Genomic DNA, 26,431 nt, shown 5'->3' with positions numbered 1-26,431 from the left:
TGCTAAGAGCCTATCTTGAAAGACGAATATGCTCATTAAATAGTACTGCAACATATTACTTTAGCACTGTTTGATGTATCAAAAAATTTACAATTTTTAGCAAAATTACTGCTTTTTTATACAAATTGTAAACTGCTTGCTATGAATTAGTGTATTGTTTTTGTTCTCAATACACTTTCAAGACAGGCTCTAAGTGCGAAACTCCTGAGAACAATGAAATCTTATATCTTGAATACTCATCTGACAGTCATAATTTATCAGATATTCAGATATAATTTTTATAGTGTCTGTAAGATCAAATCTTGACTTCTACAGCCTAAAAAAGTTGCAATTAACTCGTAGATTAAAATTATTATTATTTTGTGAAAGCTCTATAAATATTTTTATTTATAGTAGAAAACTAATTTACTTTTTATATTTTTAGTAGTACTTATATTGTATACAAAATATAAAAAGGATATTAATTATGTTAAAGAATGACACATATAAACAAAACTTAAATACGAATATTAGGGATTTGTTGTTACATGACATTAAAGAAATTATCGAATATAAAAAGAATGATATTACTTATGGTTTACTTGCGGGTAGTTTTGGTATTTATAACTATAGAATGCAAGACATAAATAGTTTTATATTTGATGAAATAGCAAAAAAATATCGTATTAACAATAAAAATGAGTTTAAAAAAGGTATTTCTTTTATAAAAGAAAATGCTCACTTATATGCTCCGTTGGTCGATCACGACAAAACTAAATTTAGCAATCTTGTCCATAATGATTGTTATGATGAGCTAACGAAAATTATAGGTATGACGCCTGACGAATATCTTAGTTCACTTTTGGCTTAACACACCACAAAGCTATAAGCGATATCACGGTTATATAAATCGCAATCGATATACTGCTATTTGTGATATGCCAAAGCATTAAGCAGGTAGATGGGGCAAGCCGCCCAATCAGCGAAGAGCCTATACTACTGCCGATACCAACGAGCATATATTTATTGGTAGTTTTAAACAGATCATTTAGCCAGCAATTTAATGGTGCAAGAAAGCTAACTCCGACTAATATAATAAATATACGGACAAAATTAACATACCATATTGATGAGTTGTTTAAAAACCACCATAGAGGGATTAAACTTAAAATCATTAATATAAGAGTACCTCTTAATATTTTAAGGTAATGGAATTTTTTGGTCAGCCCCCCAATTATCGGAATCATAACCATGTCAAAAATCAGAAATTCCGTATTAAACCTCATTATTGTTTCTAGTGAAATATCAGTAATTAGAGGAATAAAGCTATTCATAAAGACAAAAGGCACTATGTAGGTCATGTATGAAAAGCCTACGGCAAAGCTGATTCGTATGATATTTAGTTTATTATTCCATATTGTGAGTAGGTCATTTATTACGTCATTGCGAGGAAAAATAGGTGTTATCCTAGTGTCATCCCGTGGCTTGGGAACTAGATCCATAAAACCAGCTACTGCATTATTATCTGTTGATTTACTGGATCTAGTTCCCAAGCCACGGGATGACAGAATAACCGCCTCGCTCTTCCTTAAAAAATAACCGGCAAGTGCAGTAAGTCCGCCAAATATAAAGCATATTCGCCAGTATTTGTTATAATCTGCATTTAAAACTATAGTACTGATAAAGGATGCAAAGATAATCCCAAATATGGTAGAGGTATTATAAAGATAAGAAGCTTTAAATGCCTTTTTTTCTCCCTTATTTTCTAAAATAAATAGCTTAGCAATCGCACATTCTCCTTCAGAATATATACCCTGCATAGTCCTGATTATGACTAATAACAGCGGTGCAAGCCACCCTATTTGAGCATGTGAGGGTATCAATCCTATTAAAGCAGTGGTTAAAGCAACGCCGATTAAAGAGTGAGATAATGCAAAAACCCCGCCGTATTTTTTAGCAATAGCTCCAAAGAAGTAAGAACCTATAGGGCGAGTAAATAAGGAAGTAGCAAGAACGCTATAAGTTAAAATTAACGCTACTATTTTATCGTGATTCGGAAAGAAAATGCCGGCAAGAAGTGGAGCAAGAAATCCGTAAAGTGCGGTATCAAAATGATCGAGTGCATTACCGATTAATATTGAGATGTCTCTTTTATTTAAGGAGTTTTTCATTTTGTAGGCATATTATATAATCTGTAGCTAATAAGATACCAAGCATGATAAACGACGAAGCTACCAACTACGGCAGAAATAGAAAATAGGAAATCACTGCCATTAACTGTGCCATACGGAACGCTAGAAGATAAAGCACCGGCGTAAATACCTACACTACACATAGAAAAATATGAAAATAATGCTGTTCTAAATTCATATCCTTTAAATTTATCAATCAATATTAAAATATTGCAGATAAAAATCGATCCTAAACAACTTCCAATCAATATAATATATAATATGTTTAAGTTTTTATTCCCACCATGTAGTGATAGTAAAATAAAGCATATAAGTAGGATTAAAGTTAATACGAAATTAGCTAAATATTTATTTACTTTATTTATTATATAACAAATAGGTATTATAGAAAATAATATTCCCATAAAAATATATTTCAATATTAGTGATAGGTTAATTAATGCTAATTCTTTTTTTAAAGCAAATGCTTCATAATACCAAAATATATCTAAGGTAACATAAGATACTACAAATCCTGTTAATATCTGTAACTCCACATTTTTTATCAAAGATGAAAATTTTGAGTCCAATTTCAAAGTGTGGATAGTGGGATTAGAATGTAGAAACTCAGTTAAAATATTAATACAGTATAATAAAGCACCAATTATTATAGTATTATTTGTTGGGTTGATGAATTGACTTATTAGGTTTATTATTAAATTTCCACATGCCCATAATAATATTACACAAGCTAAGAAAAGATATTTCTTCTCACCGGAAGTTTCAATAATCTCTAGTACTGTTGAGGTGAAATATGCAAATATTCCTGCGTTGATTATAATAAAGTTAATTTTAATGAAAGTAAAATCATCTAGCAAAACTAAGTTAATGGTACAAAGAATGAGTAATATTAAGCTAGTAATAATAATTACTTTATTACTTAATTTATTAATTAGCTGGGTTAAAGCAAAAGCAGCAATTATTGAGCCTAGAAATTTAGTTTGATTGATGTTATTTATCTCTTCCCCACCTAAACCTTTATTTATAAGTAAGAAAATCTTAGAAGTGCAAAAATTTGTAGCGTTAATACAAAAAAAATAAATATTCCCAAAAGTGAAAATAATATTGTCCTATAATCGTTTTTTAAAGTCATAAATTAAGTGTTTGCTAAACATACATACATGGTATATAACTCATAGTTAATAAGTTTACTGTATCAAGATACGATACAAAGGTTAAAACTATTTTAGATACACAAAATTTAGTATAGATAGTTATTCTAAATAATTAAAGAGATTTGTAATTTCATTAAGATATTTATAGTTAATCTCTTAGGGTTTAATTCCCCGAAGGTCTGCTTCGTGATATACTAGATGCATGGAAGAAAGCAGTTATATACATAAAAGTGATAATGTCACGGTACTAATATATCATTTAGTAACACCGGCAAAGTATAGAAGAGTAATATTCAAAGAGGAACTAGACGATTATTTATGTAAAATTTGTGAGGACATAGAAGCTCGTTATGAAATTAGATTTTTGGAAATAGGAGTAGATAAAGATCATGTACATTTTTTACTACAGTCAATACTAATGTATAGCCCAACAAAAATAACTCAAATCATAAAAAGTATTACATCTAAGGAAATGTTTAAGAAATATCCAAATCTTAAAGAAAAATTATGGGGAAGTGAGTTTTGGAGTAAAGGATATTTTATGAGCACAGTATGTAAACATGGTGATGAGCGGAAATTACGTAATTATGTAAAAAATCAAGGTTCAGGCAAACCTTCTTATAAAGCATTTCAACAAAAACAGTTAAAACTTTTTGGATAGATACCTCGTAGCTCTGCTGCGAGGAGTATCATTATTTTAGTATGATGAGCTTATATAGCATTAGATATATAAAATAAATATCTAATGTAGTTTTTATATATGATAAATAATTTAATGTAAGAAAAATAATAATATAATTCGCTACTTAATTTACCTATGGTTATGCACAGAATCCAAAGAAAGATAGGTACTTATTTAAATAGATTAATACAAGATATGCTTAAGGTGTTATATTAATTATTTATTCTTCGAGTTAGTGAGCGAGATTAATGAATAAAAAAATAATAATTGATGCTAATTTCTCAAATGAAACAAGAGTAGTTTTATTGGGACAAAGCAATAATATAGAAGATATTGAATTTCAAACAACAAGAAAACAACAAAATAAAGGTAATATTTATTTAGCAAAAGTAACAAGAATAGAGCCATCTTTACAAGCTGTGTTCATAGAATATGGTATGGATAAAAGCGGCTTTTTGCCTTTTGGCGAAATACATCCTAATTATTACAATTTACCTGCGTCAGAGAAAAATTTTCCAATTAACGCATTTCCTGAGATAGTGCCACCTAATATTGTCATTGATGATGAAGATGAAACACCAGTAGCTACTTCATATGACCCATTAATTGATGGTGAGGAAATCGATCTAAAAGCAATAGAGGAGTTAGTAGAGAGTAAATTTCAGTCAGAGCTTAATTTAGAAGCAGCTGATGATATTGAAATTATCCAAAGCGATAAGGAAGAAAATGTTCCGCAATATAAGCAATATAAAGTACAGGACGTAATAAGAAAAAACCAAATATTATTAGTTCAGGTTACTAAAGAGGAACGTGGAAATAAATGTGCAGCTTTTACTACTTATGTATCTTTAGCGGGTAAATATTGTGTTTTAATGCCTAATAAAGCAGCACAAAATGGTATATCTCGTAAAATATCAAATGGTGATGAAAGAAAAAGGCTTAAGAATATTTTAAACAAGGTAGTAAATGGTGACAAGAGTCCTTATAGCGTAATTATTAGGACAGCAGGTAGAGGTTGCAGTACTTTAGACCTGAAAAAAGATTATAGCTATTTATCAAGGTTATGGAATAAAATCCGTAAGAGTACTGTTAAATTTCCAGCTCCATGCTTTATTCATGAAGAAGACAGCATAATACGTAAAACTATACGTGATATGTGTGATCATAATGTTAAAGAGGTCATAATTCAGGGGCAAGAAGCATATGAAGATGCTGCAAAATTTATGCAGGACTTATTGCCGTCAGAAGCATCAAAGCTTAAAGAGCATAAAAGTAAAACCCCTATATTTACTAAGTTTCAAGTAGAGGAACAGTTAATTAAGCTATACCAGCCTGTGGTAACTTTGCCTTCAGGAGGATATATTGTTATTAATCCAACTGAAGCTCTTATTTCTATAGATGTAAACTCAGGTAGATCAACTTCTGAGAAAAATATTGAAGAAACAGCACTAAAAACTAATTTAGAAGCAGCAAAAGAAATAGCAAGGCAAGTTAAGCTTAGAGATTTATCAGGTTTAATAGTTGTTGATTTCATTGATATGGATGAAATAAAAAATCGTAAAATTATTGAAAGATCTTTTAAAGAATTCTTAAGTCGTGATCGTGCGCGTATACAAACCGGTAATATAAGTCAGTTTGGATTGCTTGAATTGTCAAGGCAGAGATTACGTTCTTCTTTCCTAGAAACTAATTCTTCAATTTGTTCTCATTGTAATGGTAAAGGTGTTGTTAGAGCTGATGAATCTAATGCTATGCTAATCTTACGTACTATCGAAAATGAAATTTTTGAAGATAAAATTGACGTAATAAATGTTTTTGCTAACGTTTCTTCAGTCATTTACCTACTTAATAATAAACGTCAGGAAATAAAATCTATTGAAGAGAAATATAATATAAGGCTTAATTTTTATTCTGATCCTAATGCTACTTCTGATAGTTATTCAATCGAGAAAGTAAAATTGTTGAAAAGAAATAATAATAACCTTAATGCTGGTAAGCCAGTAATTCAAAATCATAGTGCTGATTATACTGAAGAAGAGCCTAAAAAAGAACAGCAGCTACGTAAAAATAAGCATAAATGGAAAACTGCCAATAATAATAATGTTGTCAGTGAAGAAAAGAAGAAAACGCCTGAAGTAAAAGAAGCAAAAGATCAGGTAATAAGTGTTGTAAAAGAAGAAGTAGAGATTACGGATGATGGTGTAGTAGTAGAAGAGAAACCGCTACCAAAAAAGACAAAACGCAGATATCGTAATAGAAAATCGAATAAGAACCGCCCTGCGGCTAGTAAAGATAATTCTGTTGTAGAGAATAGTGGGGGCGGTGAGGGGTAATATACGTCATTGCGAGGAGATGCGTATCATCCTAAGGTAGTAAGCCTGTGGGGCATTGCCCGCGTGGATCAGTTTTTTCTCTGTCATACGTGGCTTGTCCACGGTATCCAGCATAAAGCGAGAGAAATCGAGCTTTTAACTTTAATCTCTTAGGGTTTAATTCCCCGAAGGTCTGCTTCGTGATATACTAGATGCATGGAAGAAAGCAGTTATATACATAAAAGTCATAATGTCACAGTACTAATATATCATTTAGTAACACCGGCAAAGTATAGAAGAGTACGCGAGTTTCGTATTCAAAAAGTCGCTGTATAGCTGATAAACAGTGGGTTACGGGGATATTGATAATACTGTTTTTGTTATAAAGTGAGTACAAAATACAAATTGCTAATTAAAATATGGTATTTATAGTATAAGAAAAAAGTTTATAGGTTATTGAAAAAACTTTAAGAGCAATAACCTATGATAATGGATTTTACAGAAATATTTTGTTACGTCGATGATTTTTTTCAAGAATTAGACAAGCATACAAATTCAATTACTAACCATAACAACAAATCTGGTCCTAAAAGTCGACTTAACAGAAGTGAGGTAATAACAATTATAATAGGCTACTGGCAGTCATCTTATGATTGTTTTAAGAATTATTATCTGAAGCAAATATGGATTTATCATCAAAGAGATTTTCAATTAGTAAGCTATAGTCAATTTATAAAAATAATAGGTCCACATTTACCACTATTAGTACTGATATTCAATTCTATTTTGGATCAGTGTGATGGCCTTTCTTTTGTAGATTCAAGTAGTATAGAGGTATGTAAGAGATACCGTATTTCAATGAATAAAGTGTTCGCCGGCATAGCAGCACGCAGTAAGACAACAAAAGGTTGGTTCTATGGACTTAAACTACATCTAATAATTAATAGAGCCGGTGGTATAGTTAAAGCATCTTTTAGCCCTGGCAATAAGGATGATAGAAAACAGCTGGAACTGATGATCAAAAATCTTTTTGGTAAAGTATTCGGAGATCGTGGTTATATTTCACAACAATTATTTCAACAACTTTTAGAGCAAGGAATTTTTATGGTAACTAGGGTAAAGAAAAATATGAAAAATAAACTTATGTCTATGTTGGATAAAATATTATTGCTTAAAAGAGCATTAATAGAATCTGTGTTTAGTAAAATTAAACTATTGGGGAAGTTTGAGCATTCAAGGCATAGATCAGTTACAAATGCCTTTGTGCATATGGTTGCAGCACTGATAAATTATCAAATGTCTGATAATAAACCTTCTATTACATCTCTCTTGATATGCTAAATCCTATGCTATATTAATTCGAAACTCGCGTTAAAAAGATTCCTTTTCAAACTGTACTTTTTGACACATGGTATGCTACACACAAAATTATGCAACATGTTGACTCCTTGGGCAAATATTATTATGCCCCTATTAAAGCCAATAGAAATGTTAGTAAAACGTGTGATTACGAGCCTTATAAAGCTGTTAGCAAGTTGACGTTTTCAGATGAAGAAATTAAGAATGGAATGGAGATTCATATAAAAGGATTTGCCAAAAATAAGCATGTTAATTTGTTTAAATTTACTGTTTCTACCAACAGAGTTGATTATGTTGTTACCAATAACAAAACTCAAAAATCTTCTAAAGCTGCACAAGATGAGTTTGGCTTGCGATGGGTAATTGAGAGCATGCATAGAGAAATTAAGCAACTGACTGGTATAGAACGTTGCCAATGCAGAAAACAGCGTATTCAACGTAATCACATTAGTTGTGCATTTCTAGTTTGGGCTTTTCTCAAAAGAACTGCAAATAAAATAGGTAAAACGGTCTACCAAATAAAGTTAGGGCTTTTAGATGACTATATGCAACAACAGCTTCGTTCTCCATCTTTACGATATTTAGAACCAAACATAGCGTAAGTTTTGCTAATATATCATTTAGTAACACCGGCAAAGTATAGAAGAGTAATATTCAATGAGGAACTAGACGATTATTTATGTAAAATTTGTGAGGACATAGAGGCTCGTTATGAAATTAGATTTTTGGAAATAGGAGTAGATAAAGAACATGTACATTTTTTACTACAGTCAATACTAATGTATAGCCCAACAAAAATAACTCAAATCATAAAAAGTATTACATCTAAGGAAATGTTTAAGAAATATCCAAATCTTAAAGAAAAATTATGGGGAAGTGAGTTTTGGAGTAAAGGATATTTTATGAGCACAGTAGGTAAACATGGTGATGAGCGGAAATTACGTAATTATGTAAAAAATCAAGGTTCAGGCAAACCTTCTTATAAAGCATTTCAACAAAAACAGTTAAAACTTTTTGGATAGATACCTCGTAGCTCTGCTGCGAGGAGTATCATTAATATAATGAAATAATATTATATATATTAGCAAGCCAGCATAATGGAACCTTATATATTGGAGAAACTTCAAATATTATAAAAAATGGGATGACAACTGGAAAACTGATCCACGCGGGCAATGCCGCAACGGGATGACACCGATCCTTAAGTTGATACATATCTGCCTATGCAGGAATTACATAAGAAGCAGGTAACACCACCTTGGCTATAGAAAATAAATATTTCAATGAAAACCGAACTACCTGAACGCTCTTTACATATTAGGCGCAGGCTAAATTTTATAGTGCAGCAAATTTTAAAACTCGCACAAGATAAAATCGCTATGATTATCTTGTATGGCTCTTTTGCACGAGGTGATTGGGTACGTGATCTACCTAATGGCTATCATAGCGATACAGATATTTTGATTATTTTGAAAAAAGGTAAGTATAAAGGTCATGCTACTTTAAATTTAGAAGATAATATATATAAAAGATTAATAAAGACAGGAGTAATAAACCCTAAACAAATTATTCCGTATGATTCACGGATATCTATAATTCTTGAATCAATAGAAGAAATAAATAGACAGTTAGAAAAAGGACGTTATTTCTATACCGATATTAAAAAAGAAGGCATTCTTTTGTATGATAGTGGTGAATATATTTTAAGTGAGGCTAAAGATTTACCTTGGAGCGAGATGAAAGAAATAGCTCAAGATTATTTTGAACAGTGGTTTAGAGAAGGGTGCGGGTTTCTGATAGATTGTAAATATCCATTTGAAAGAGGAGAATTGAACAAGAGTGCTTTTTATCTTCATCAAGCTACTGAAAGTTTTTATAATACTATTTTATTAGTTTTTTCTAATTATAAACCAAAATTACATGATATAAAAAAGTTAGGAAGCAAAGCAGAAAATTATAGCAGTGAGTTATTACAAGTTTTTCCTATAGCAACTCCTGAGCAAAAAAAATGTTTTGAGCTACTAAAAGAAGCATATGTTAAAGCAAGATATGACAAAAATTATAAGATTAGCAAAGAGCAGTTGCTTTATCTTATTGAGCGAATAGAAAAATTAAAAGAAATCACTGAAAGGATTTGTATAGCAAGGATTAGTAGGTAGTGTGTCATCCCGTGATTTATTCACGGGATCTAGTTAAAAATACTAATAAAATTAGTATTTTTTATTATTTTCTGGATACCGTGGACAAGCCACGGTATGACTACCTTAGGGCGTTTTTCTATCCACGCGGGAATGACAAAGAGCTGAATCCCGTGGAAGCCACGGGATGACAGAGCTGATTCACACAGCAACAGCTTTATATTTAATTCAAAAATCTCTATAATCTATGTTCTCAAATTTGTTTCTATACTCTTACCTACGCAGGAATGACATCAATAGAGTCACAAAATGGCTATTAACTTGCTGTATAATGGTCGTGGCGATGATTATTGTAGGGGGGATAACAAGGCTTACTGGTTCTGGTTTATCGATAGTTGAGTGGCGTCCGGTAACAGGTATATTACCACCTTTTAGTCTTGGTGCTTGGCAAGCCGAGTTTGCTAAATATCAGCTATTCCCTGAGTATAATGCAGTTAATTACGGGATGACTTTATCAGAGTTTAAATTCATCTATCTATTAGAGTTTGTGCATCGCCTGCTTGGTAGGGCTACAGGTTTAATATATGTATTACCTTTAATGTATTTTTATTTTAAAGGGGTCATAAAAAATCGTGATATATTACCTTATATAATTGTCTTGCTGTTATTCTGCATGCAAGGTTTTATGGGATGGTATATGGTTAAAAGCGGTTTAGTTAATCATCCGTCTGTTAGCCATTTTCGTCTTGCTTTTCATCTAATTATTGCCGTAATTATTTATTATTTGCTTTTTTACAAATTAGTCAAAAATTACTGCGATATTTTATTAATTCCATCACAAACAAATTTAAAATTACCCCTTATATTCTGTCTTGCCAGTCTTGCTATAATATATGTGCAGATTTTTTTAGGTGCTTTAGTTGCAGGGCTTGATGCAGGGCTAATATATAATAGCTTTCCATTGATGGGTGGCAATTTTATTCCTATAGAAATAAAGGACAATTTTTTAAGTTTCAAAAATTGGTATGATCCGGTTTTTGTCCAATTTGTGCACCGTCTAGGTGCTTATAGTCTGTCTGTAATCATCGTAACCTTAATTATTTGTTTATTAAAAGTTAAACATCCGAAATTAAATAAAGTAGCATTCTATTTGACTATCGCTTTATTGTTACAATTATCCACTGGTGTAATTACACTTTTATATTACGTTCCTATAATAGCAGCTTCTATGCATCAATTTTTTGCTATAGTGCTTTTATCTATGCTGATTTGGTGTTATTCTCTAATAAAAAATTCTTAATGATCATTACTGTAAACAGCCCTATCGCCTCAAGGTTAGATAAATATTTAAGACGTCTATATCCTCTTTTGACTCAAGGAGTGATAGAGAAAGCATTGCGTCAAAAGCAAATAATTGTTAATTCTAAAAAAGCAGAAGCAAGTTTAAGAGTAGTGGAGGGTGATGAAATTTTTATCCATGATAAGTTTAATTTACCTATAGCTCAACCAACTAAACTAGTTTTTACTGATGCTGAAATTACATTAGCAAAGAAAATTACCACTGAATATTTAATATATGAGGATGATAATATAATAGCGATTAATAAGCCAGCAGGGCTTGCAACGCAAGGTGGTAGTAAAATTAATTTATCGGTTGATTCTGCGTTAAAATATTTAAACAGTCAAGGAGCTGATTTTAAGTTAGTACATAGATTAGATAAAGAAACGAGCGGCTTGCTTTTAATTGCTAAAAATTATGTAAGTAGTGTAAAGCTTCATGATGCTTTTAAAGAAAAATTGGTTAAAAAGACCTATCTCGCTGTAACCTGCGGAAAGCCAACTAAAAATACAGGAGAAGTTAAAACTAAGATAGAAAAAAGTAAGGGCAGTATATCAAAAATTACTGATATAGAGGACAATAATGGTAAACTTGCCATTACTTATTATAAATTACTTAAATCATTTGCCAATAACTTATTTTTGGTTGAATTTAATCCGATTACGGGTAGAATGCATCAATTAAGGTTGCATGCTAAATTATTAGGTTGTCCAATATTTGGTGATAATAAATATGGAAATGAAAAATTAATGCCGTATAGTAAATATATGTTTTTGCATGCTAGTAATATAGTATTATCTGAAAAAATTTTTGGCAAAGAAATTAATTTAGAAGCAAAGTTGCCTTCTTATTTTAAGAGAATTTAAGTTTCAGTTTGTATAGAGTTAAAGTTATTATGTTTCGTAGGTATATTTTATTATTGGTTATTTTAATAGTTAATTGTGCTGATAGTTTTGCAGATATTCAGCAAAGAATTAGTGAGGCAGAAAAAGAATATATAAGCAATAGGTTTGTAAATGCTGTTTTTATGTTTGCCGATGATTATAAACAACTCCTAACAGGAGCTAAAGGCATTTTCGCTTTAAATGGTGAGCAGTTAAAAGCAAATGAAATGATGCCTATTGCTTCTGCTACGAAACCCATAACTGCCGCAGGAATCTTAAGGTTACAAGAGCAAAAATTATTAAACGTCAATGACAAGATATATAAATATATTGATTTGGAAATGTGGTAAGGTAAAGTACCTGATTGGGCATATAAAATATCGGATTCATAATTTATTAACCCATAGTAGTGGTATTACTGAATATTTTGGTTTTGTAAAACTAGATTTAAATATGACTAGAAAAGATGCACGTAAAAAAATATTACAATATGTTGCGTCTAAGCCTTTAGAAGCACCTATAGGAAAAAAGTTTAAATATAATACTAATTTTGTTATACTTGATATGATTATTGAGAAAATAACTACAAAACTTACGCTATGTTTGGTTCTAAATATCGTAAAGATGGAGAACGAAGCTGTTGTTGCATATAGTCATCTAAAAGCCCTAACTTTATTTGGTAGACCGTTTTACCTATTTTATTTGCAGTTCTTTTGAGAAAAGCCCAAACTAGAAATGCACAACTAATGTGATTACGTTGGATACGCTGTTTTCTGCATTGGCAACGTTCTATACCAGTCAGTTGCTTAATTTTTCTATGCATGCTCTCAATTACCCATCGCAAGCCAAACTCATCTTGTGCAGCTTTAGAAGATTTTTGAGTTTTGTTATTGGTAACAACATAATCAACTCTGTTGGTAGAAACAGTAAATTTAAACAAATTAACATGCTTATTTTTGGCAAATCCTTTTATATGAATCTCCATTCCATTCTTAATTTCTTCATCTGAAAACGTCAACTTGCTAACAGCTTTATAAGGCTCGTAATCACACGTTTTACTAACATTTCTATTGGCTTTAATAGGGGCATAATAATATTTGCCCAAGGAGTCAACATGTTGCATAATTTTGTGTGTAGCATACCATGTGTCAAAAAGTACAGTTTGAAAAGGAATCTTTTTACTATAAACAGCATTATTGAACATCTTTAGTAGGTGATCTAGTTTCGTCGCTCCATCATGATCAGGTGAAAAAATGCGATAATCTATTACCCAAAACTTATCAATATCGGGGTTATAATATACAAGACTCACTACTCCTATACCGGTAGTAACTCCACCTGTAGCTCCACTATACTGCGATCTAGCAACCTCTATTTTCTTTGTGTTCCTTTTGTTTAACACCGTATCATCAAATATTGTATATCCGTTAGATGAAAAGATAACATCATTCTTAATGTGTTCCCATAACAAAGAAGGAGTATATTTTTCATTTTCTAAAAATCTATTAATAACATCATGGCTACATTTCTTGGCATGTTCAGCGTAGTAGGTTAAACTATAATTCTTTTGGCTAATTGTTAAAAATTGACAGTAATCTGTTCTATTAATTGGTATTGCTTGCAATCTGTTCCTCTTTGACATGTTTAATTATTCTTACAATAATTTATCACTCTTCCACTCATAGCGTAAGTTTTGACTAAAAAAGATTTGTACAACTTTTTTCAAGATAAATTTTTTAGACCATTAAATATGAAATCTACCAGTTTTGCTTTATATAGTGAAGCGGCTAGAATTCAAAGAAATGTTATTAGTTCTAATTATCCGGTAAGATATTTTATAACCCCAAATAATAGTAATAAACCTATATTTAACCCTGTAACTGCTGATTTTGTAGCACTTCCTTGTGCTGATGGTGGGATTATATCAACTCCAAGTGACCTTATTAAGTGGTATAGAGCATTAAATAGCGGCAAAATTCTTTCTACAAAGTCATATAAGCTTATGACTACTAAGTATTTTCCTGCAAAAGAAATAGACGGACGTAAGACTTACATGGGGTATGGTATCTATATTACTGATCTTGATTCTAAACATACAATGATTCATTTTTCTGGTAAAGCTTTAGGAGTGCAAAGCGAAATGGGATATATTTTGCCCAATAATCTTTATTTTGCTATACTCAGTAACACTATGGTAAAAATTCCTGAAGACATGCAAGATAAAATTGCAAAACTTACGCTATGAGTGGAAGAGTGATAAATTATTGTAAGAATAATTAAACATGTCAAAGAGGAACAGATTGCAAGCAATACCAATTAATAGAACAGATTACTGTCAATTTTTAACAATTAGCCAAAAGAATTATAGTTTAACCTACTACGCTGAACATGCCAAGAAATGTAGCCATGATGTTATTAATAGATTTTTAGAAAATGAAAAATATACTCCTTCTTTGTTATGGGAACACATTAAGAATGATGTTATCTTTTCATCTAACGGATATACAATATTTGATGATACGGTGTTAAACAAAAGGAACACAAAGAAAATAGAGGTTGCTAGATCGCAGTATAGTGGAGCTACAGGTGGAGTTACTACCGGTATAGGAGTAGTGAGTCTTGTATATTATAACCCCGATATTGATAAGTTTTGGGTAATAGATTATCGCATTTTTTCACCTGATCATGATGGAGCGACGAAACTAGATCACCTACTAAAGATGTTCAATAATGCTGTTTATAGTAAAAAGATTCCTTTTCAAACTGTACTTTTTGACACATGGTATGCTACACACAAAATTATGCAACATGTTGACTCCTTGGGCAAATATTATTATGCCCCTATTAAAGCCAATAGAAATGTTAGTAAAACGTGTGATTACGAGCCTTATAAAGCTGTTAGCAAGTTGACGTTTTCAGATGAAGAAATTAAGAATGGAATGGAGATTCATATAAAAGGATTTGCCAAAAATAAGCATGTTAATTTGTTTAACATTTACTGTTTCTACCAACAGAGTTGATTATGTTGTTACCAATAACAAAACTCAAAAATCTTCTAAAGCTGCACAAGATGAGTTTGGCTTGCGATGGGTAATTGAGAGCATGCATAGAAAAATTAAGCAACTGACTGGTATAGAACGTTGCCAATGCAGAAAACAGCGTATCCAACGTAATCACATTAGTTGTGCATTTCTAGTTTGGGCTTTTCTCAAAAGAACTGCAAATAAAATAGGTAAAACGGTCTACCAAATAAAGTTAGGGCTTTTAGATGACTATATGCAACAACAGCTTCGTTCTCCATCTTTACGATATTTAGAACCAAACATAGCGTAAGTTTTGATTGATATGAAAAATCCTTTAAATCAAATTGGAATAATTTATTTCAGAGATGCAATAGTAAATGCAGCTATAAGAGATGACAAAAACTAAATGAAGATAGTTACGTGGAACATTAATTCGTTGCGTTTGCGTATTGATTTATTAAAAAGATTGGCATATGAACATCAACCTGATATTATTTTATTGCAAGAGACAAAAGTAGATGATCCGTTATTTCCTCTTGAAGTAATCAAAAATATAGGTTATGAATATGTAATATATTCGGGGCAGAAATCATATAACGGCGTTGCTATTATCTCAAAACTTCCACTGCAAAATGTTTTTTCACTTGAGCTATATAACGGCGATAAAAGGCATATAGCAGCTACTGTTAATGATATTGAGATACATAATTTTTATGTTCCTGCTGGGGGTGATATACCTGACATAGAGCTAAATTCAAAGTTTAAGCATAAGTTAGAATATATAAGGTTAATGCAAGATTGGTTAACTAATAACCGTAGTAAAAATGATAAGATTATAATTGCAGGTGATTTAAATATTGCCCCACACCCGCATGATGTATGGTCTAGCAAGCAGCTGCAAAATGTTATTAGTCATACTGATATTGAGCGTTCTTTATTAGTAGAATTGCAAAATTCGTTAGAGTTTATTGATAGTAGTAGGCATTTTGTGCCACTTGATGAAAAGTTTTATACTTGGTGGAGCTATAGAAACGTAGATTGGAAAAAATCTAACAGAGGTAGGCGGCTTGATCATATTTGGGTTAGTAATAATTTAAAAGATGAATTATTTTCCATACATTTATTGTCAGAAGCAAGAGACTGGACACCACCTTCTGATCATGTGCCATATTTTGTGAACTTGAAAAAATTGTAGTGTGTAGTCATTGCGAGGAGAAACTATCAGTTTCGACGAAGCAATCTCAGGATGTTTCATGAGATTGCCGCGTCGGCTTCGCCTCCTCGCAATGACGTTTAAGATTATAAGGAGAAATTAGTGGAAATTAAATCCCAAAAATATAAACCGAACAAAGAAGAAAGTTTAAAAGCTTTCAAAGATATGTTGTTACTTAGGCGTTTTGAAGAAAAATGTGGTCAGTTATATGGTATGGGTAAAATAGGTGGTTTTTGCCATTTATATATCGGACAGGAGGCAGTAATTTCTGCCGTAGATATGATTAAGCAGAAAGAAGACAGTACTATTACTAGCTATCGTGATCATGCTCATATTATTCTAGCAGGCACCGAGCCAAAATATGTGTTAGCTGAGCTTATGGGGCGTGCTACAGGTTGCTCAAAAGGCAAAGGCGGGTCGATGCATTTATTTGACGTGCCGAATAAGTTTTACGGCGGACACGGTATAGTAGGAGCTCAAGTGCCGATAGGTACAGGGCTTGCTTTTGCTGAGAAATATAATGGCACGAACAATATTTGCTTTACTTTCTTAGGTGATGGTGCGGTTAATCAAGGACAGGTGTATGAAGCTTTTAATATGGCTGCTTTATGGGTCTTACCGGTAGTTTATATTATTGAAAATAATGAATATTCTATGGGTACTTCGGTTGCTCGCTCAACCTTTATGCGTGATCTTTATAAAAAGGGCGAATCGTTCGGGATTAAAGGATTTCAATTAAACGGCATGGATTTTGAAGAAATGTATAACGGTGTTAAGCAGGCAGCGGAATATGTTAGAGAGAATAGTATGCCTTTGATATTAGAGGTGAAAACCTACCGTTATCGTGGGCATTCAATGTCTGATCCCGCAAAATACCGCAGTAAAGAAGAAGTAGAGACGTATAAAGAGCGTGATTCTATTACTGAGATACGCAAGATAATATTAGAAAATAATTATGCAAGTGAAGCTGATTTAAAAGAAATAGAGCAATCAGTTAAAGAGATTATTAAAGAAGCGGTAGAGTTTTCAGAAAATTCCCCACTACCTGATGAGGAAGAGTTGTATACTAATATATACACTCGATGAACTTCAAAAATTGGCTACGTTGTTCTACAAGTACTGCGGTACTCACGTATTAAGTATACGCTGCGTTCCTCGTCTTGTGAACACCTTGCTCTTTTTGAAGTTGATCGTCGTGTGTTCTATCTTATTTTGATATTAATTAACTAAAAAGAAAGATGCAAATAACTACTGTACGAGAAGCATTGCGTGATGCAATGCAAGAAGAGATGATAAGAGACGATAAAGTTTTCGTCATGGGTGAAGAAGTCGCTGAGTATCAAGGAGCTTATAAAGTAACGCAAGGATTACTTGAGCAGTTTGGTCCTAAAAGGGTAATCGATACACCAATAACGGAATATGGTTTTGCTGGTCTTGGTGTTGGAGCAGCATTTGCAGGGCTTCGTCCGATCGTTGAGTTTATGACCTTTAACTTTGCTATGCAAGCGATGGATCACATAGTTAACTCGGCTGCTAAAACGCACTACATGTCAGGCGGACAAGTCAGATGTCCGATAGTATTTAGAGGTCCAAACGGAGCAGCAAGTAGAGTAGCTGCTCAACACAGTCAAAATTACGCAGCTTGTTATGCTCATATCCCGGGACTAAAAGTAATAGCTCCTTATAGTGCTGAAGATCATAAAGGGCTGATGATTACAGCTATTAGAGACGATAATCCTGTTATTTTCTTAGAAAATGAGATTTTATATGGTCACAGTTTTGACATTTCTGAAAATGTTGAGCCTATTCCTTTTGGTAAGGCAAAAATCTTAAAAGAGGGTGATAGCGTTACTATAGTGACATTCTCGATTCAGGTGAAACTTGCATTAGATGCTGCAAATATCTTACAAAACGATAATATTAATTGTGAAGTTATAGATTTACGCACTATCAAACCGCTTGATACGGATACAATAATAGAGTCGGTAAAAAAAACCGGTCGTTTAGTTGTGGTTGAAGAGGGGTGGTTTTTTGCCGGTATCGGTGCAAGCATTGCAGCTATTATTATGAAAGAAGCATTTGATTATTTAGATGCACCAGTGGAGATCGTAAGCGGTAAAGACGTACCGCTTCCTTATGCCGTGAATCTAGAAAAGCTAGCTCTACCAAGCGAAAAGGATGTAATAGAAGCAATTAAAAAAGTTTGCTACATTAAGTAAATTTATTCCCAATTAATTCTACTTCATCTGTATTTATAGCATCGTTATTTGCATTAGAAATTATAAAAGATAACTTCTCTAAATCAGTAGTTATTTTGTTGTGTATAGGGTTTAGGTTTTTATCTAATCTATTATTTGCAATAGATGAATATAAAATATCAGTACTATCCTCAGAATTTTTTGAAATCATAGTTTTGTGTTTTTTTGCATTATCTTCCGGTTCTGTGCTTGTTTTACGCTTGCGTCCAAGAGGTGCTAGAGATATAACTGAAGCAGTTTCATTTACATCTCTAGGTAAAGTTATACTAGGTAGTAAAGGCTTGAAGTTAATGATACTCCTCGCAGCAGAGCTAAGAGGAGTATCATTAGATCTACTATAGCTCTATCTTCTCCAATTATATTGTTATGTATTATTTGCAAGAATTCGTCAAATATTTGTGAACATTTTTTTTGCATTTTTATTCCTAAGTATATTAATGCTTAGATATTAATAAAAAATTGAAAAAGTAAAAGAGTTTTTTATAAAAAAATAGTAAATTTTTATTTATTAATCTCTTAGGGTTTAATTCCCCGAAGGTCTGCTTCGTGATATACTAGATGCATGGAAGAAAGCAGTTATATACATAAAAGTGATAATGTCACAGTACTAATATATCATTTAGTAACACCGGCAAAGTATAGAAGAGTAATATTCAATGAGGAACTAGACGATTATTTATGTAAAATTTGTGAGGACATAGAGGCTCGTTATGAAATTAGATTTTTGGAAATAGGAGTAGATAAAGAACATGTACATTTTTTACTACAGTCAATACCAATGTATAGCCCAACAAAAATAACTCAAATCATAAAAAGTATTACATCTAAGGAAATGTTTAAGAAATATCCAAATCTTAAAGAAAAATTATGGGGAAGTGAGTTTTGGAGTAAAGGATATTTTATGAGCACAGTATGTAAACATGGTGATGAGCGGAAATTACGTAATTATGTAAAAAATCAAGGTTCAGGCAAACCTTCTTATAAAGCATTTCAACAAAAACAGTTAAAACTTTTTGGATAGATACCTCGTAGCTCTGCTGCGAGGAGTATCATTTTTACTAAAACTCATCATTATATTGATATATCTAAATAAATAACATATTATAAAAATAAAAATCTTATGTTTGATTTCTCTGCTTATATAGATTTACCGCTTGTTTGGGGCGGGCTTATAGCGACTGCTATTTGTTTATATGTCTTGTTAGACGGTTTCGATTTAGGAATTGGTATATTATTCCCGTTTGCTCCAACTGATGATTGTCGTCATAAGATGATCAATTCCATTGCTCCTTTTTGGGATGGTAATGAAACTTGGTTAGTGCTTGGCGGTGGTGGTTTGTTTGCTGCTTTCCCTCTTGCATATTCCTTATTAATGCCAGCTTTATATATTCCCATTATTTTAATGTTGCTTGGGCTAATATTTCGAGGTGTGGCTTTTGAATTTCGGTTTAAAGCTCATATAGGTCATCGTTATATTTGGGATTATGCTTTTCATTTTGGTTCTATGCTTGCTGCTTTTTGTCAAGGTTTAATGCTTGGCACGTTTGTGCAAGGTATAGAAGTAGAGGGACGAAAATTTGCAGGGAGTGCTTTTGATTTTCTTACTCCTTTTTCAGTGATGACGGGAATAGCGTTGATATTCGGTTATGCTCTTTTAGGTGGTACGTGGCTTATCATGAAAACCGAAAAAGAAACGCAAGATTGGGCATATAAATCTACTGTATATATTTTGTTTTATGTAGCTCTTTTTATGGGGTTAGTAAGTCTCTGGGTGCCTTTCTTAAATGATCAAATACGTTATCGTTGGTTTAGTATACCAAATATTTACTACTTATCTGTTGTTCCTATTTTAACAGCTATAATATTTATTAGGTTAATTAAAGCTGTAAGAGATAAAAAAGAAGTAGCTCCATTTATATATACTATTTCTTTGTTTTTATTAGGATATTTAGGACTTGCTATAAGTATATGGTCGTTTATAGTGCCTTATAAAGTGACGCTTGCAAATGCAGCGGCAGTATCGCAGTCACAATCTTTGTTATTAGTCGGGGCTGGAATATTCTTGCCCGTTATACTTGGTTACACTTTTTATTGTTATTATATATTCCGTGGCAAATCTTCACATCATCCAATGTATTAAAAATTTATATCTCAGAATGACTTCCCGTTTGAATAGATGGCAGTGGTTTATTGTCCTATGGCTTACGGGATTGTTATCAACTTTACTGCTATCTTGTATAGTAAAATTGGTATTTTGGATAATAAGGTTGATATGATTTTAAGTAAGACTAGTTGAAAGGGCATCGTCATATATGGACGCCTGGTTAAAAACAAGTACTAAAAATAAAAAACAGTTAATGATAAATGAAGCAGTCATATATTCGGCATCAAAGTGCCATAATGGTTTCTGCATTCTGCCTAAGATCCTAGAGAGATTCACTCAAGTTAGCGGTATCTAGGTACCATGACGTTAGCTCGGATTTCATCCAGAATGATTATGTATTATCTCTTTAACCCGCCGTTTTATTATTCTACTTTGTTTTTATTTCTTTACCCCTATCTAGTTTAAAAATTATATAGTTTATAATTTATCCTAAATCTTAAGTACTATTATACCAATTGGTAATTTCTGTTCTTTACCAGACAGGCATAAGCGATTCTAGCCAATTTATTAGCTGTAGCTACTGCAATTACATTGAACGATTTCCCTTTTTCTTTTAATCTTTCAATAAATTCTGATAACGCTCCTGATGTCTGATTAGTTTTATAGCTTCTCATCAATAAAGACCTACCAGCCTGTATTAGCATTGTTCTTGCATATCTATCACCTTGCTTGGTTATTCTTCCTAGAATAATCTTACCTCCAGTGCTATTTTGTTTCGGGACAATTCCAAGTGAAGCAGCAAAATCCTTAGCAGAATCGTATGCTTCAACCGGTTTGATGCTTAAAATACTTGCGTTAATTGTACCAATTCCTGGAATAGTTTCTAAAATTTTTGCCTTCTTGGAACTCCGATTCTTTGCTGCTAATTCTTTATCTAAGCTTTGTTCACGAATCATCAATTGTTCAATTTCTTTACAATCCAGCAACATTTGTTCAGCAATAGTGTTGTTAATAAATCCTTCTTCTAGGGCAAAATTTACAAAATTTTGACAAGATTTTGCAAATGTAGATTTTCCGCATGTTACCAAATAGCCAAATTCAAATAATGAAGTCATCAGAGAGTTGCTGTACTGAATCCTTTGTTGTATTATATTTTGTCTTGCTTTATGCAGGTAAGATATTTCTTGCTCTTCTATTGTTTTAGCTTTGACGTGTATTAAATCGGGATCACATGATGCTTTGCAAATTGCAATTGAATCATTAATGTCATTTTTTTGTCGAGTTTTTGCATATGCTTTCACATCTTTAGGTTTAAGCAAGATGGCTTTATGTCCTATTGATTCAAGCCTTTGAGCCATATAATGAGCTCCACCACAAGCTTCAAATACAAAGGTTTCTGACTCTGGAAACATTGTTGATAAATTTTCAAAAAAGCTTCTTCGATCCATTGCTTTTTTTAATACAACTTTATTGTCTAAATTTATTGCTGCAAAATGCAACTTTCTTTTTGCTAAATCAATTCCTATTACTTTATAATTACTCATGGTATGGACTCCTTTATAAAATTATTAAAAATTACAAACCTATCTTAGGTTTTGGTTCTTTGATATCTTAATATCACTTAAAACCGTTGATAAGTTCTTTCTTATCATTGGCGTCCATACCATCAAGTTAAGTAACATAGTGTCAAAAAGAGTAATATTTTTAGATTTCAGGCAGCAAGAAGTCTTTGAGTAGCTTCATCCCAAATGGATTTAGCGGATGCAAATTCAATTCTTTGGTCTGTAGAAGTCAAGATTTGATCTTACAGGCACTATAAAAATTATATCTGAATATCTGATAAATTATGACTGTCAGATGAGTATTCAAGATATAAGATTTCATTGTTCTTTTCAATAGCTAATTTCTTACTATCCTTAAAAGTTTGCATAGGCGTTTTACCATAACAATATTTTCCTGAATGTGGTCGCTCATTATTGAAATGCTCTAACCAAATATCAAGATCTAATTGTAAATCATCAAGATCAGTGTAGATCTTTTTCCGCATAGCTGTATCAAAGAATTCTTGTTTCATAGTTTTATTGTCCCAAATTTGGGAGAAAAACCCCGCACTTGCAGTGCGTCGTTTTAACATATAGAATGTAGAGATGCAGTATTACAAGAAGATAAGCCACACAGTTTACGATTGCACTTATCATATAGTATGGGTGACTAAATATCGATATAATATATTGGTTGGTGATATTGGTAGGAGAGTCAAGGACCTAACCCAAGAGATATGTAAGGATAATGGAGTAGAGATATTAAGAGGGAAGATAGCTTCAAATCACGTACATATCTATGTATCTGTGCCACCTTATCAAAGTATTAGTAAGGTGGTACAGTATCTAAAAGGAAAGAGTTCAAGGAAGATTCAGCAGGAATTTCCAGAATTACGGAAACAGTATTGGGGTAAACACTTATGGGCTGTTGGATATTTTGTCAGAACCACAGGCAATGTGACTGACCAAATGATCAAGGATTATATTGATAAACATGAATCGAGAGATGATAAGTTTGGAAACTTTCAAGTTGAAAACTAGCTATAGCTAAGGCATTGATGCCGTAATCTTAAGCCCTGCATTTGCAATGCAGGGTGGTTAACTAAAACGTTCACACATACCATTTGTTTGAGGAGAATATGCTTTAGTAATAGTATGTTCTATACCTTCGATACTTAGAAATAATTCAAAAGCATGATGCTCTATATTTCCCTTATATTCTGACCCGCGATCTGTCAGAATACGAAGTATTGGTATGCCTTGAGTTTCATACCATGGTAACACGCGGTCATTAAGCATATCAGCAGCAGTTAAAGCTGTTTTATCAGTATATATAGTTTAGCATCAGCTACTCTGCTATAGCTATCAATAAATACCTGAGAATCAATCACTTTCATCTGAGAGATGAAAGTTTATTTTATAGCGACTAGAAGTCGCATATCAAGCTAAAGCTTATTCAAGCCGTATGTGAGAGAAATCATGTCTGGTTCATGTACCTCAATATGTCTTTAATCATATAATCGGTACATTACCACTATTAGATCTACAGTCACTGCGTGCACAAACAATTTCTACCACACTGTGTGATAAAGACGATAGTAAACTGTTAGGTGATTTCCTGAAGTGTTGAACTCATGGTGCTTATGATGCAATGCATCATGGCGCACATGGCAAGCTAAAGCTTTTCCATCTGGAAGATGGAGGTTTTAACCACCAAAGGGACTATAAACCTTACCTATACCCTTAAAATTTCCTACATAATATGTATCTTGGCATCCTAGATAACCTGAATGCTGTGTCTCAATCTCGCCATGGGCTTCTTTTTCGCTACGTCGTTTCTCTAGTACTTGTAACTGAGATTCAGTAAGTACAATACCATCCTGAGCCATCCTTGCTTCTAATGCTTTAAGCCTTTTATTGATATTGTTTAAATCATTACGTAACCAAATTGATCTCACTCCTCCAGGTGATACAAGTATACCGCTCTTCTTAAGCTCATTTGATACTCGAATCTGTCCATATGCTGGATATTCTATTGCCATATCCATTACTGCCTTCTCTATCGCTGGATCAACTCTATTCGCTATTATTGGCTTCTTCCGGCTAATCTCATACAACGCTTCTTCACCACCAGTTTCATACAGTTCTTTAAATCTGTAATAACTATCTCTGCTATAGCCCATCGCTTTACATGCTGATGATATGCTACCAAGACTCTTAGCGAGTTCTAGTAATCCTAATTTTGGCTTTATTATTTTTTGATTTAAGTTCATTTCTTATCTCCATTTAATAATTATTTGACCAAAAACAAGATTTGTTACAAAAAAAGAAGAGAAGAATTAAATAGAAGAGTAAAAAGTTTACTTGAGCAAAAGAAGCAAGCCGCAAACACAACAAATTAATCTCTTAGGGTTTAATTCCCCGAAGCTCTGCTTCGTGATATACTAGATGCATGGAAGAAAGCAGTTATATACATAAAAGTCATAATGTCACAGTACTAATATATCATTTAGTAACACCGGCAAAGTATAGAAGAGTAATATTCAAAGAGGAACTAGACGATTATTTATGTAAAATTTGTGAGGACATAGAAGCTCGTTATGAAATTAGATTTTTGGAAATAGGAGTAGATAAAGATCATGTATAGCTTAATGCGATAAGGTAGTAACTTTTTTAAGAGCATAGTAAACCGCATCAAAAAAGTGCTCAAAATTAGAAACAGTTTTTCTTATTTCGTTCTTGATTTTAAACCAGTAATGCTCAATAGAATTTAAATCTTACTATTACCCACAAATTTTACCACTAACAATTGATAGCATCATTACGCTCTCTTGAAGGATTTCATATCCCCGCCATAAAGACATTGCTCCGGGCAACCCATCACTCTTTCTTGCCATAAAGCCTCCTAATTTACCAAGCAAAATAATAGCTTCTTTTATATTTGGAGGCTTGCCAGGAGTATTATTTGTTCTGTGCACGCGCATATAAAGCGTTTTCCATTCTTGGGTGGTAAGTATGCTATCGCAGCTCTCTTCAGGACAAGTTGAGGCTATTTTTGATAAATATAAAATTTTAAAAGCAATGAGGCTTTTTATGGCAATTAATTTTTGTAGCTTTGTTTCGGCAGATAAGCGAGAGGCTTCTATCTTGCATCCTGATTTCAGAACTCTAAAATATTCTTCTATTTTCCATCTTAGCTTATACCAAGTTATACGCTCAACAGCATCTTCAAAGCTACTCACGGGGATGTTGGTCAGTATAGTCCAATCGATTGCCTCTACTCCAACAGGGGCATTAATTTCTTTAGCGCTTACAACATAAACAGCTAATTTGTCACTGATTTTGTGATCAGTATTTTCAGGGCCATATAAAGATACAGACCTAATTGGTATGTGCCCATATGTGTATTTAATTTCAACATTTGCTTTTCTTGCTTTATGAAGTCCATTGCCTGGGATTTTCAGTCTAATCTCTTTCTTGGACTGTAGCTTACTTATTTTCGTTTGTATTTTTGTTTTACCATTTTCCGGGCAAATAAATTTCCTATCCTGTCTGTTGCGAATTACAAATTCTGCAGCTGATTCTTCAATTTTCCATAACAAATCAAAGATATCTGCTTCTCTATCTCCAACCGTAATAACTCTAGTATTTTCAGGAATATTGGCAATTGTTTCCTCAAACGCGTTAATCCATTTATAGCTTTCTTTATCTTTGATGTGAGTGATATACTTACGCCTTGCTTTTTCCTTCTGATCCTCTTCCCTTGCGATACGTGCCCAACATTGCTGAGAGGTAAGGCCTAAAGGCAGACCTCCTGGCGTCACTATAATAGTACTATGCATAATAAGACCCTGTTTGTGCTTTGTATAAGCTTTGGAGATACTGCCTAGCCCTTTTGTCTTAATATGAGTGTCATAATCCAGGTAAGTTGTATCCTGAATTGCAAACACTAAATTTTTGCCTTGGATTCTATTTTGTGTTTCCACATGATGCGAAGAATAGACTTCATCTATATCAAACTTATCATTGCTAAATAGTCTGTAAGCTCCCTTCGCATCTTTCCAGGATCTGCAACTTTGATTTATTGTGCCGGATGCTTTGCTATCAAGTAAGTTACTGGTTTTAATAAGCCGATTTATAAGTCTTTTATCTTTAAAGTCAACATGCCTGAGCTCATTCTCTAACCAACCAGTGCTTGATATATTTATCCCGTATGTTACTATATCTTGCATATCGCCTATCCTTCTTATTTA

Annotated in this window: 20 protein-coding genes and 9 pseudogenes; 19 read left to right on the top strand and 10 right to left on the bottom strand. The window is 32.7% G+C overall.

From position 1 onward, the window contains the following. Positions 1–466 precede the first annotated feature (466 nt). Positions 467–850 carry a hypothetical protein gene (locus ACOAL3_RS07645; RefSeq protein WP_419234746.1) on the top strand — a complete coding sequence of 128 codons (384 nt, stop codon included), beginning with the start codon at positions 467–469 and terminating at the stop codon, positions 848–850. Here ACOAL3_RS07645 and ACOAL3_RS07640 read toward each other — a convergent pair. After that, positions 831–2,150, bottom strand: a complete 1,320-nt coding sequence (locus ACOAL3_RS07640; protein WP_419234745.1) for an MFS transporter — start codon at positions 2,148–2,150, stop codon at positions 831–833. The two genes, ACOAL3_RS07645 and ACOAL3_RS07640, sit on opposite strands and share 20 nt — an antisense overlap. Beyond that, positions 2,147–3,303, bottom strand: a pseudogene (locus tag ACOAL3_RS07635) (hypothetical protein). The gene ACOAL3_RS07640 and the pseudogene ACOAL3_RS07635 overlap by 4 nt, the downstream one beginning before the upstream one ends. Before the next feature lie 224 nt (positions 3,304–3,527). On the opposite strand from ACOAL3_RS07635, the gene tnpA (ACOAL3_RS07630) reads away from it, so the two are divergent. From tnpA (ACOAL3_RS07630) to ACOAL3_RS07590, 9 genes and pseudogenes are all read left to right on the top strand, one after another. Next, positions 3,528–3,986 carry an IS200/IS605 family transposase gene (tnpA, locus tag ACOAL3_RS07630; RefSeq protein ID WP_419234744.1) on the top strand — a complete coding sequence of 153 codons (459 nt, stop codon included), beginning with the start codon at positions 3,528–3,530 and terminating at the stop codon, positions 3,984–3,986. A gap of 269 nt (positions 3,987–4,255) precedes the next feature. Continuing rightward, positions 4,256–6,340, top strand: coding sequence for an Rne/Rng family ribonuclease (locus ACOAL3_RS07625; RefSeq protein ID WP_419234743.1), 2,085 nt, complete (start codon positions 4,256–4,258; stop codon positions 6,338–6,340). Positions 6,341–6,802: 462 nt separating this feature from the next. Next, positions 6,803–7,660 carry an IS982 family transposase gene (locus tag ACOAL3_RS07620; RefSeq protein WP_419234519.1) on the top strand — a complete coding sequence of 286 codons (858 nt, stop codon included), beginning with the start codon at positions 6,803–6,805 and terminating at the stop codon, positions 7,658–7,660. 32 nt (positions 7,661–7,692) lie between these two features. Beyond that, positions 7,693–8,280, top strand: a pseudogene (locus ACOAL3_RS07615) (transposase); the annotation flags it as partial. Between the two features lie 3 nt (positions 8,281–8,283). Further along, entirely contained in the window at positions 8,284–8,700 is a 417-nt protein-coding gene (tnpA, locus tag ACOAL3_RS07610) for an IS200/IS605 family transposase (RefSeq protein WP_419234741.1), read from the top strand. Between the two features lie 261 nt (positions 8,701–8,961). Further along, positions 8,962–9,837: a HEPN domain-containing protein gene (locus ACOAL3_RS07605; protein WP_419234740.1), complete on the top strand. Its 876-nt coding sequence runs from the start codon at positions 8,962–8,964 to the stop codon at positions 9,835–9,837. A gap of 226 nt (positions 9,838–10,063) precedes the next feature. Then, on the top strand, positions 10,064–11,116 hold the full coding sequence (locus ACOAL3_RS07600; protein WP_419234739.1) for a COX15/CtaA family protein: 1,053 nt from the start codon (positions 10,064–10,066) through the stop codon (positions 11,114–11,116). Then, positions 11,116–12,021: an RluA family pseudouridine synthase gene (locus ACOAL3_RS07595; protein WP_419234738.1), complete on the top strand. Its 906-nt coding sequence runs from the start codon at positions 11,116–11,118 to the stop codon at positions 12,019–12,021. Before ACOAL3_RS07600 ends, ACOAL3_RS07595 begins: the two co-directional genes overlap by 1 nt. A 29-nt stretch (positions 12,022–12,050) precedes the next feature. After that, positions 12,051–12,630, top strand: a pseudogene (locus ACOAL3_RS07590) (serine hydrolase domain-containing protein); the annotation flags it as partial. Position 12,631: 1 nt separating this feature from the next. Here the strand turns inward: ACOAL3_RS07590 and ACOAL3_RS07585 are convergent. After that, the gene (locus ACOAL3_RS07585; RefSeq protein WP_473198140.1) at positions 12,632–13,663 is read right to left on the bottom strand and encodes an IS701 family transposase; all 1,032 of its coding nucleotides are present in this window, start codon (positions 13,661–13,663) and stop codon (positions 12,632–12,634) included. A gap of 69 nt (positions 13,664–13,732) precedes the next feature. Between ACOAL3_RS07585 and ACOAL3_RS07580 the strand changes: the two are divergent. The 5 genes and pseudogenes from ACOAL3_RS07580 to ACOAL3_RS07555 form a co-directional block, all read left to right on the top strand. Continuing rightward, positions 13,733–14,266, top strand: a pseudogene (locus ACOAL3_RS07580) (serine hydrolase domain-containing protein); the annotation flags it as partial. A gap of 73 nt (positions 14,267–14,339) precedes the next feature. Next, positions 14,340–15,372: pseudogene (locus ACOAL3_RS07575) on the top strand (IS701 family transposase). Positions 15,373–15,468: 96 nt separating this feature from the next. Then, entirely contained in the window at positions 15,469–16,257 is a 789-nt protein-coding gene (gene xth / locus ACOAL3_RS07565) for an exodeoxyribonuclease III (RefSeq protein ID WP_395477173.1), read from the top strand. 120 nt (positions 16,258–16,377) lie between these two features. Next, a complete protein-coding gene (gene pdhA / locus ACOAL3_RS07560) occupies positions 16,378–17,361 on the top strand; it encodes a pyruvate dehydrogenase (acetyl-transferring) E1 component subunit alpha (RefSeq protein WP_419234735.1) in 984 nt (327 codons plus the stop codon). Positions 17,362–17,513: 152 nt separating this feature from the next. Beyond that, positions 17,514–18,494 (top strand): pyruvate dehydrogenase complex E1 component subunit beta, encoded by a 981-nt coding sequence (locus tag ACOAL3_RS07555; protein ID WP_419234734.1) that lies wholly within the window; start codon positions 17,514–17,516, stop codon positions 18,492–18,494. On the opposite strand, the gene ACOAL3_RS07550 is transcribed toward ACOAL3_RS07555, so the two are convergent. Next, positions 18,487–18,684: a hypothetical protein gene (locus ACOAL3_RS07550; protein ID WP_419234733.1), complete on the bottom strand. Its 198-nt coding sequence runs from the start codon at positions 18,682–18,684 to the stop codon at positions 18,487–18,489. The genes ACOAL3_RS07555 and ACOAL3_RS07550 overlap by 8 nt on opposite strands. A gap of 411 nt (positions 18,685–19,095) precedes the next feature. Between ACOAL3_RS07550 and tnpA (ACOAL3_RS07545) the strand changes: the two genes are divergently transcribed. Beyond that, complete coding sequence (gene tnpA / locus ACOAL3_RS07545) at positions 19,096–19,554, top strand: IS200/IS605 family transposase (protein ID WP_419234544.1); 459 nt, start codon at positions 19,096–19,098, stop codon at positions 19,552–19,554. Positions 19,555–19,653: 99 nt separating this feature from the next. Continuing rightward, the gene (gene cydB, locus ACOAL3_RS07540) at positions 19,654–20,673 is read left to right on the top strand and encodes a cytochrome d ubiquinol oxidase subunit II (protein WP_419234732.1); all 1,020 of its coding nucleotides are present in this window, start codon (positions 19,654–19,656) and stop codon (positions 20,671–20,673) included. Positions 20,674–20,811: 138 nt separating this feature from the next. Here the strand turns inward: cydB and ACOAL3_RS07535 are convergent, their stop codons facing one another. The 3 genes and pseudogenes from ACOAL3_RS07535 to ACOAL3_RS07525 form a co-directional block, all read right to left on the bottom strand. Then, positions 20,812–20,946: a hypothetical protein gene (locus ACOAL3_RS07535; RefSeq protein ID WP_419234731.1), complete on the bottom strand. Its 135-nt coding sequence runs from the start codon at positions 20,944–20,946 to the stop codon at positions 20,812–20,814. Between the two features lie 197 nt (positions 20,947–21,143). Further along, the gene (locus ACOAL3_RS07530) at positions 21,144–22,181 is read right to left on the bottom strand and encodes an IS110 family RNA-guided transposase (RefSeq protein WP_419234517.1); all 1,038 of its coding nucleotides are present in this window, start codon (positions 22,179–22,181) and stop codon (positions 21,144–21,146) included. Between the two features lie 278 nt (positions 22,182–22,459). Then, a pseudogene (locus ACOAL3_RS07525) lies at positions 22,460–22,720 on the bottom strand (integrase core domain-containing protein); the annotation flags it as partial. Between the two features lie 64 nt (positions 22,721–22,784). On the opposite strand from ACOAL3_RS07525, the gene tnpA (ACOAL3_RS07520) reads away from it, so the two are divergent. Beyond that, entirely contained in the window at positions 22,785–23,219 is a 435-nt protein-coding gene (gene tnpA, locus ACOAL3_RS07520) for an IS200/IS605 family transposase (RefSeq protein WP_341794258.1), read from the top strand. A 63-nt stretch (positions 23,220–23,282) separates the two neighbouring features. Here tnpA (ACOAL3_RS07520) and ACOAL3_RS07515 read toward each other — a convergent pair. Together ACOAL3_RS07515 and ACOAL3_RS07510 are read right to left on the bottom strand one after the other, a co-directional pair. After that, positions 23,283–23,557: pseudogene (locus ACOAL3_RS07515) on the bottom strand (IS481 family transposase); the annotation flags it as partial. Positions 23,558–23,902: 345 nt separating this feature from the next. Beyond that, a pseudogene (locus tag ACOAL3_RS07510) lies at positions 23,903–24,451 on the bottom strand (helix-turn-helix domain-containing protein); the annotation flags it as partial. Positions 24,452–24,630: 179 nt separating this feature from the next. On the opposite strand from ACOAL3_RS07510, the pseudogene ACOAL3_RS07505 reads away from it, so the two are divergent. Further along, positions 24,631–24,822: pseudogene (locus ACOAL3_RS07505) on the top strand (transposase); the annotation flags it as partial. A 139-nt stretch (positions 24,823–24,961) separates the two neighbouring features. Here ACOAL3_RS07505 and ACOAL3_RS07500 read toward each other — a convergent pair. After that, entirely contained in the window at positions 24,962–26,410 is a 1,449-nt protein-coding gene (locus ACOAL3_RS07500) for an IS4 family transposase (RefSeq protein ID WP_419234585.1), read from the bottom strand. Positions 26,411–26,431: the final 21 nt, after the last annotated feature.

This window comes from Rickettsia endosymbiont of Nabis limbatus (genome assembly GCF_965196655.1).
GTDB lineage: Bacteria > Pseudomonadota > Alphaproteobacteria > Rickettsiales > Rickettsiaceae > Rickettsia.
Note: the sequence above shows the minus strand (reverse complement) of the source record. Positions and strands in the feature narration are given on the sequence as shown.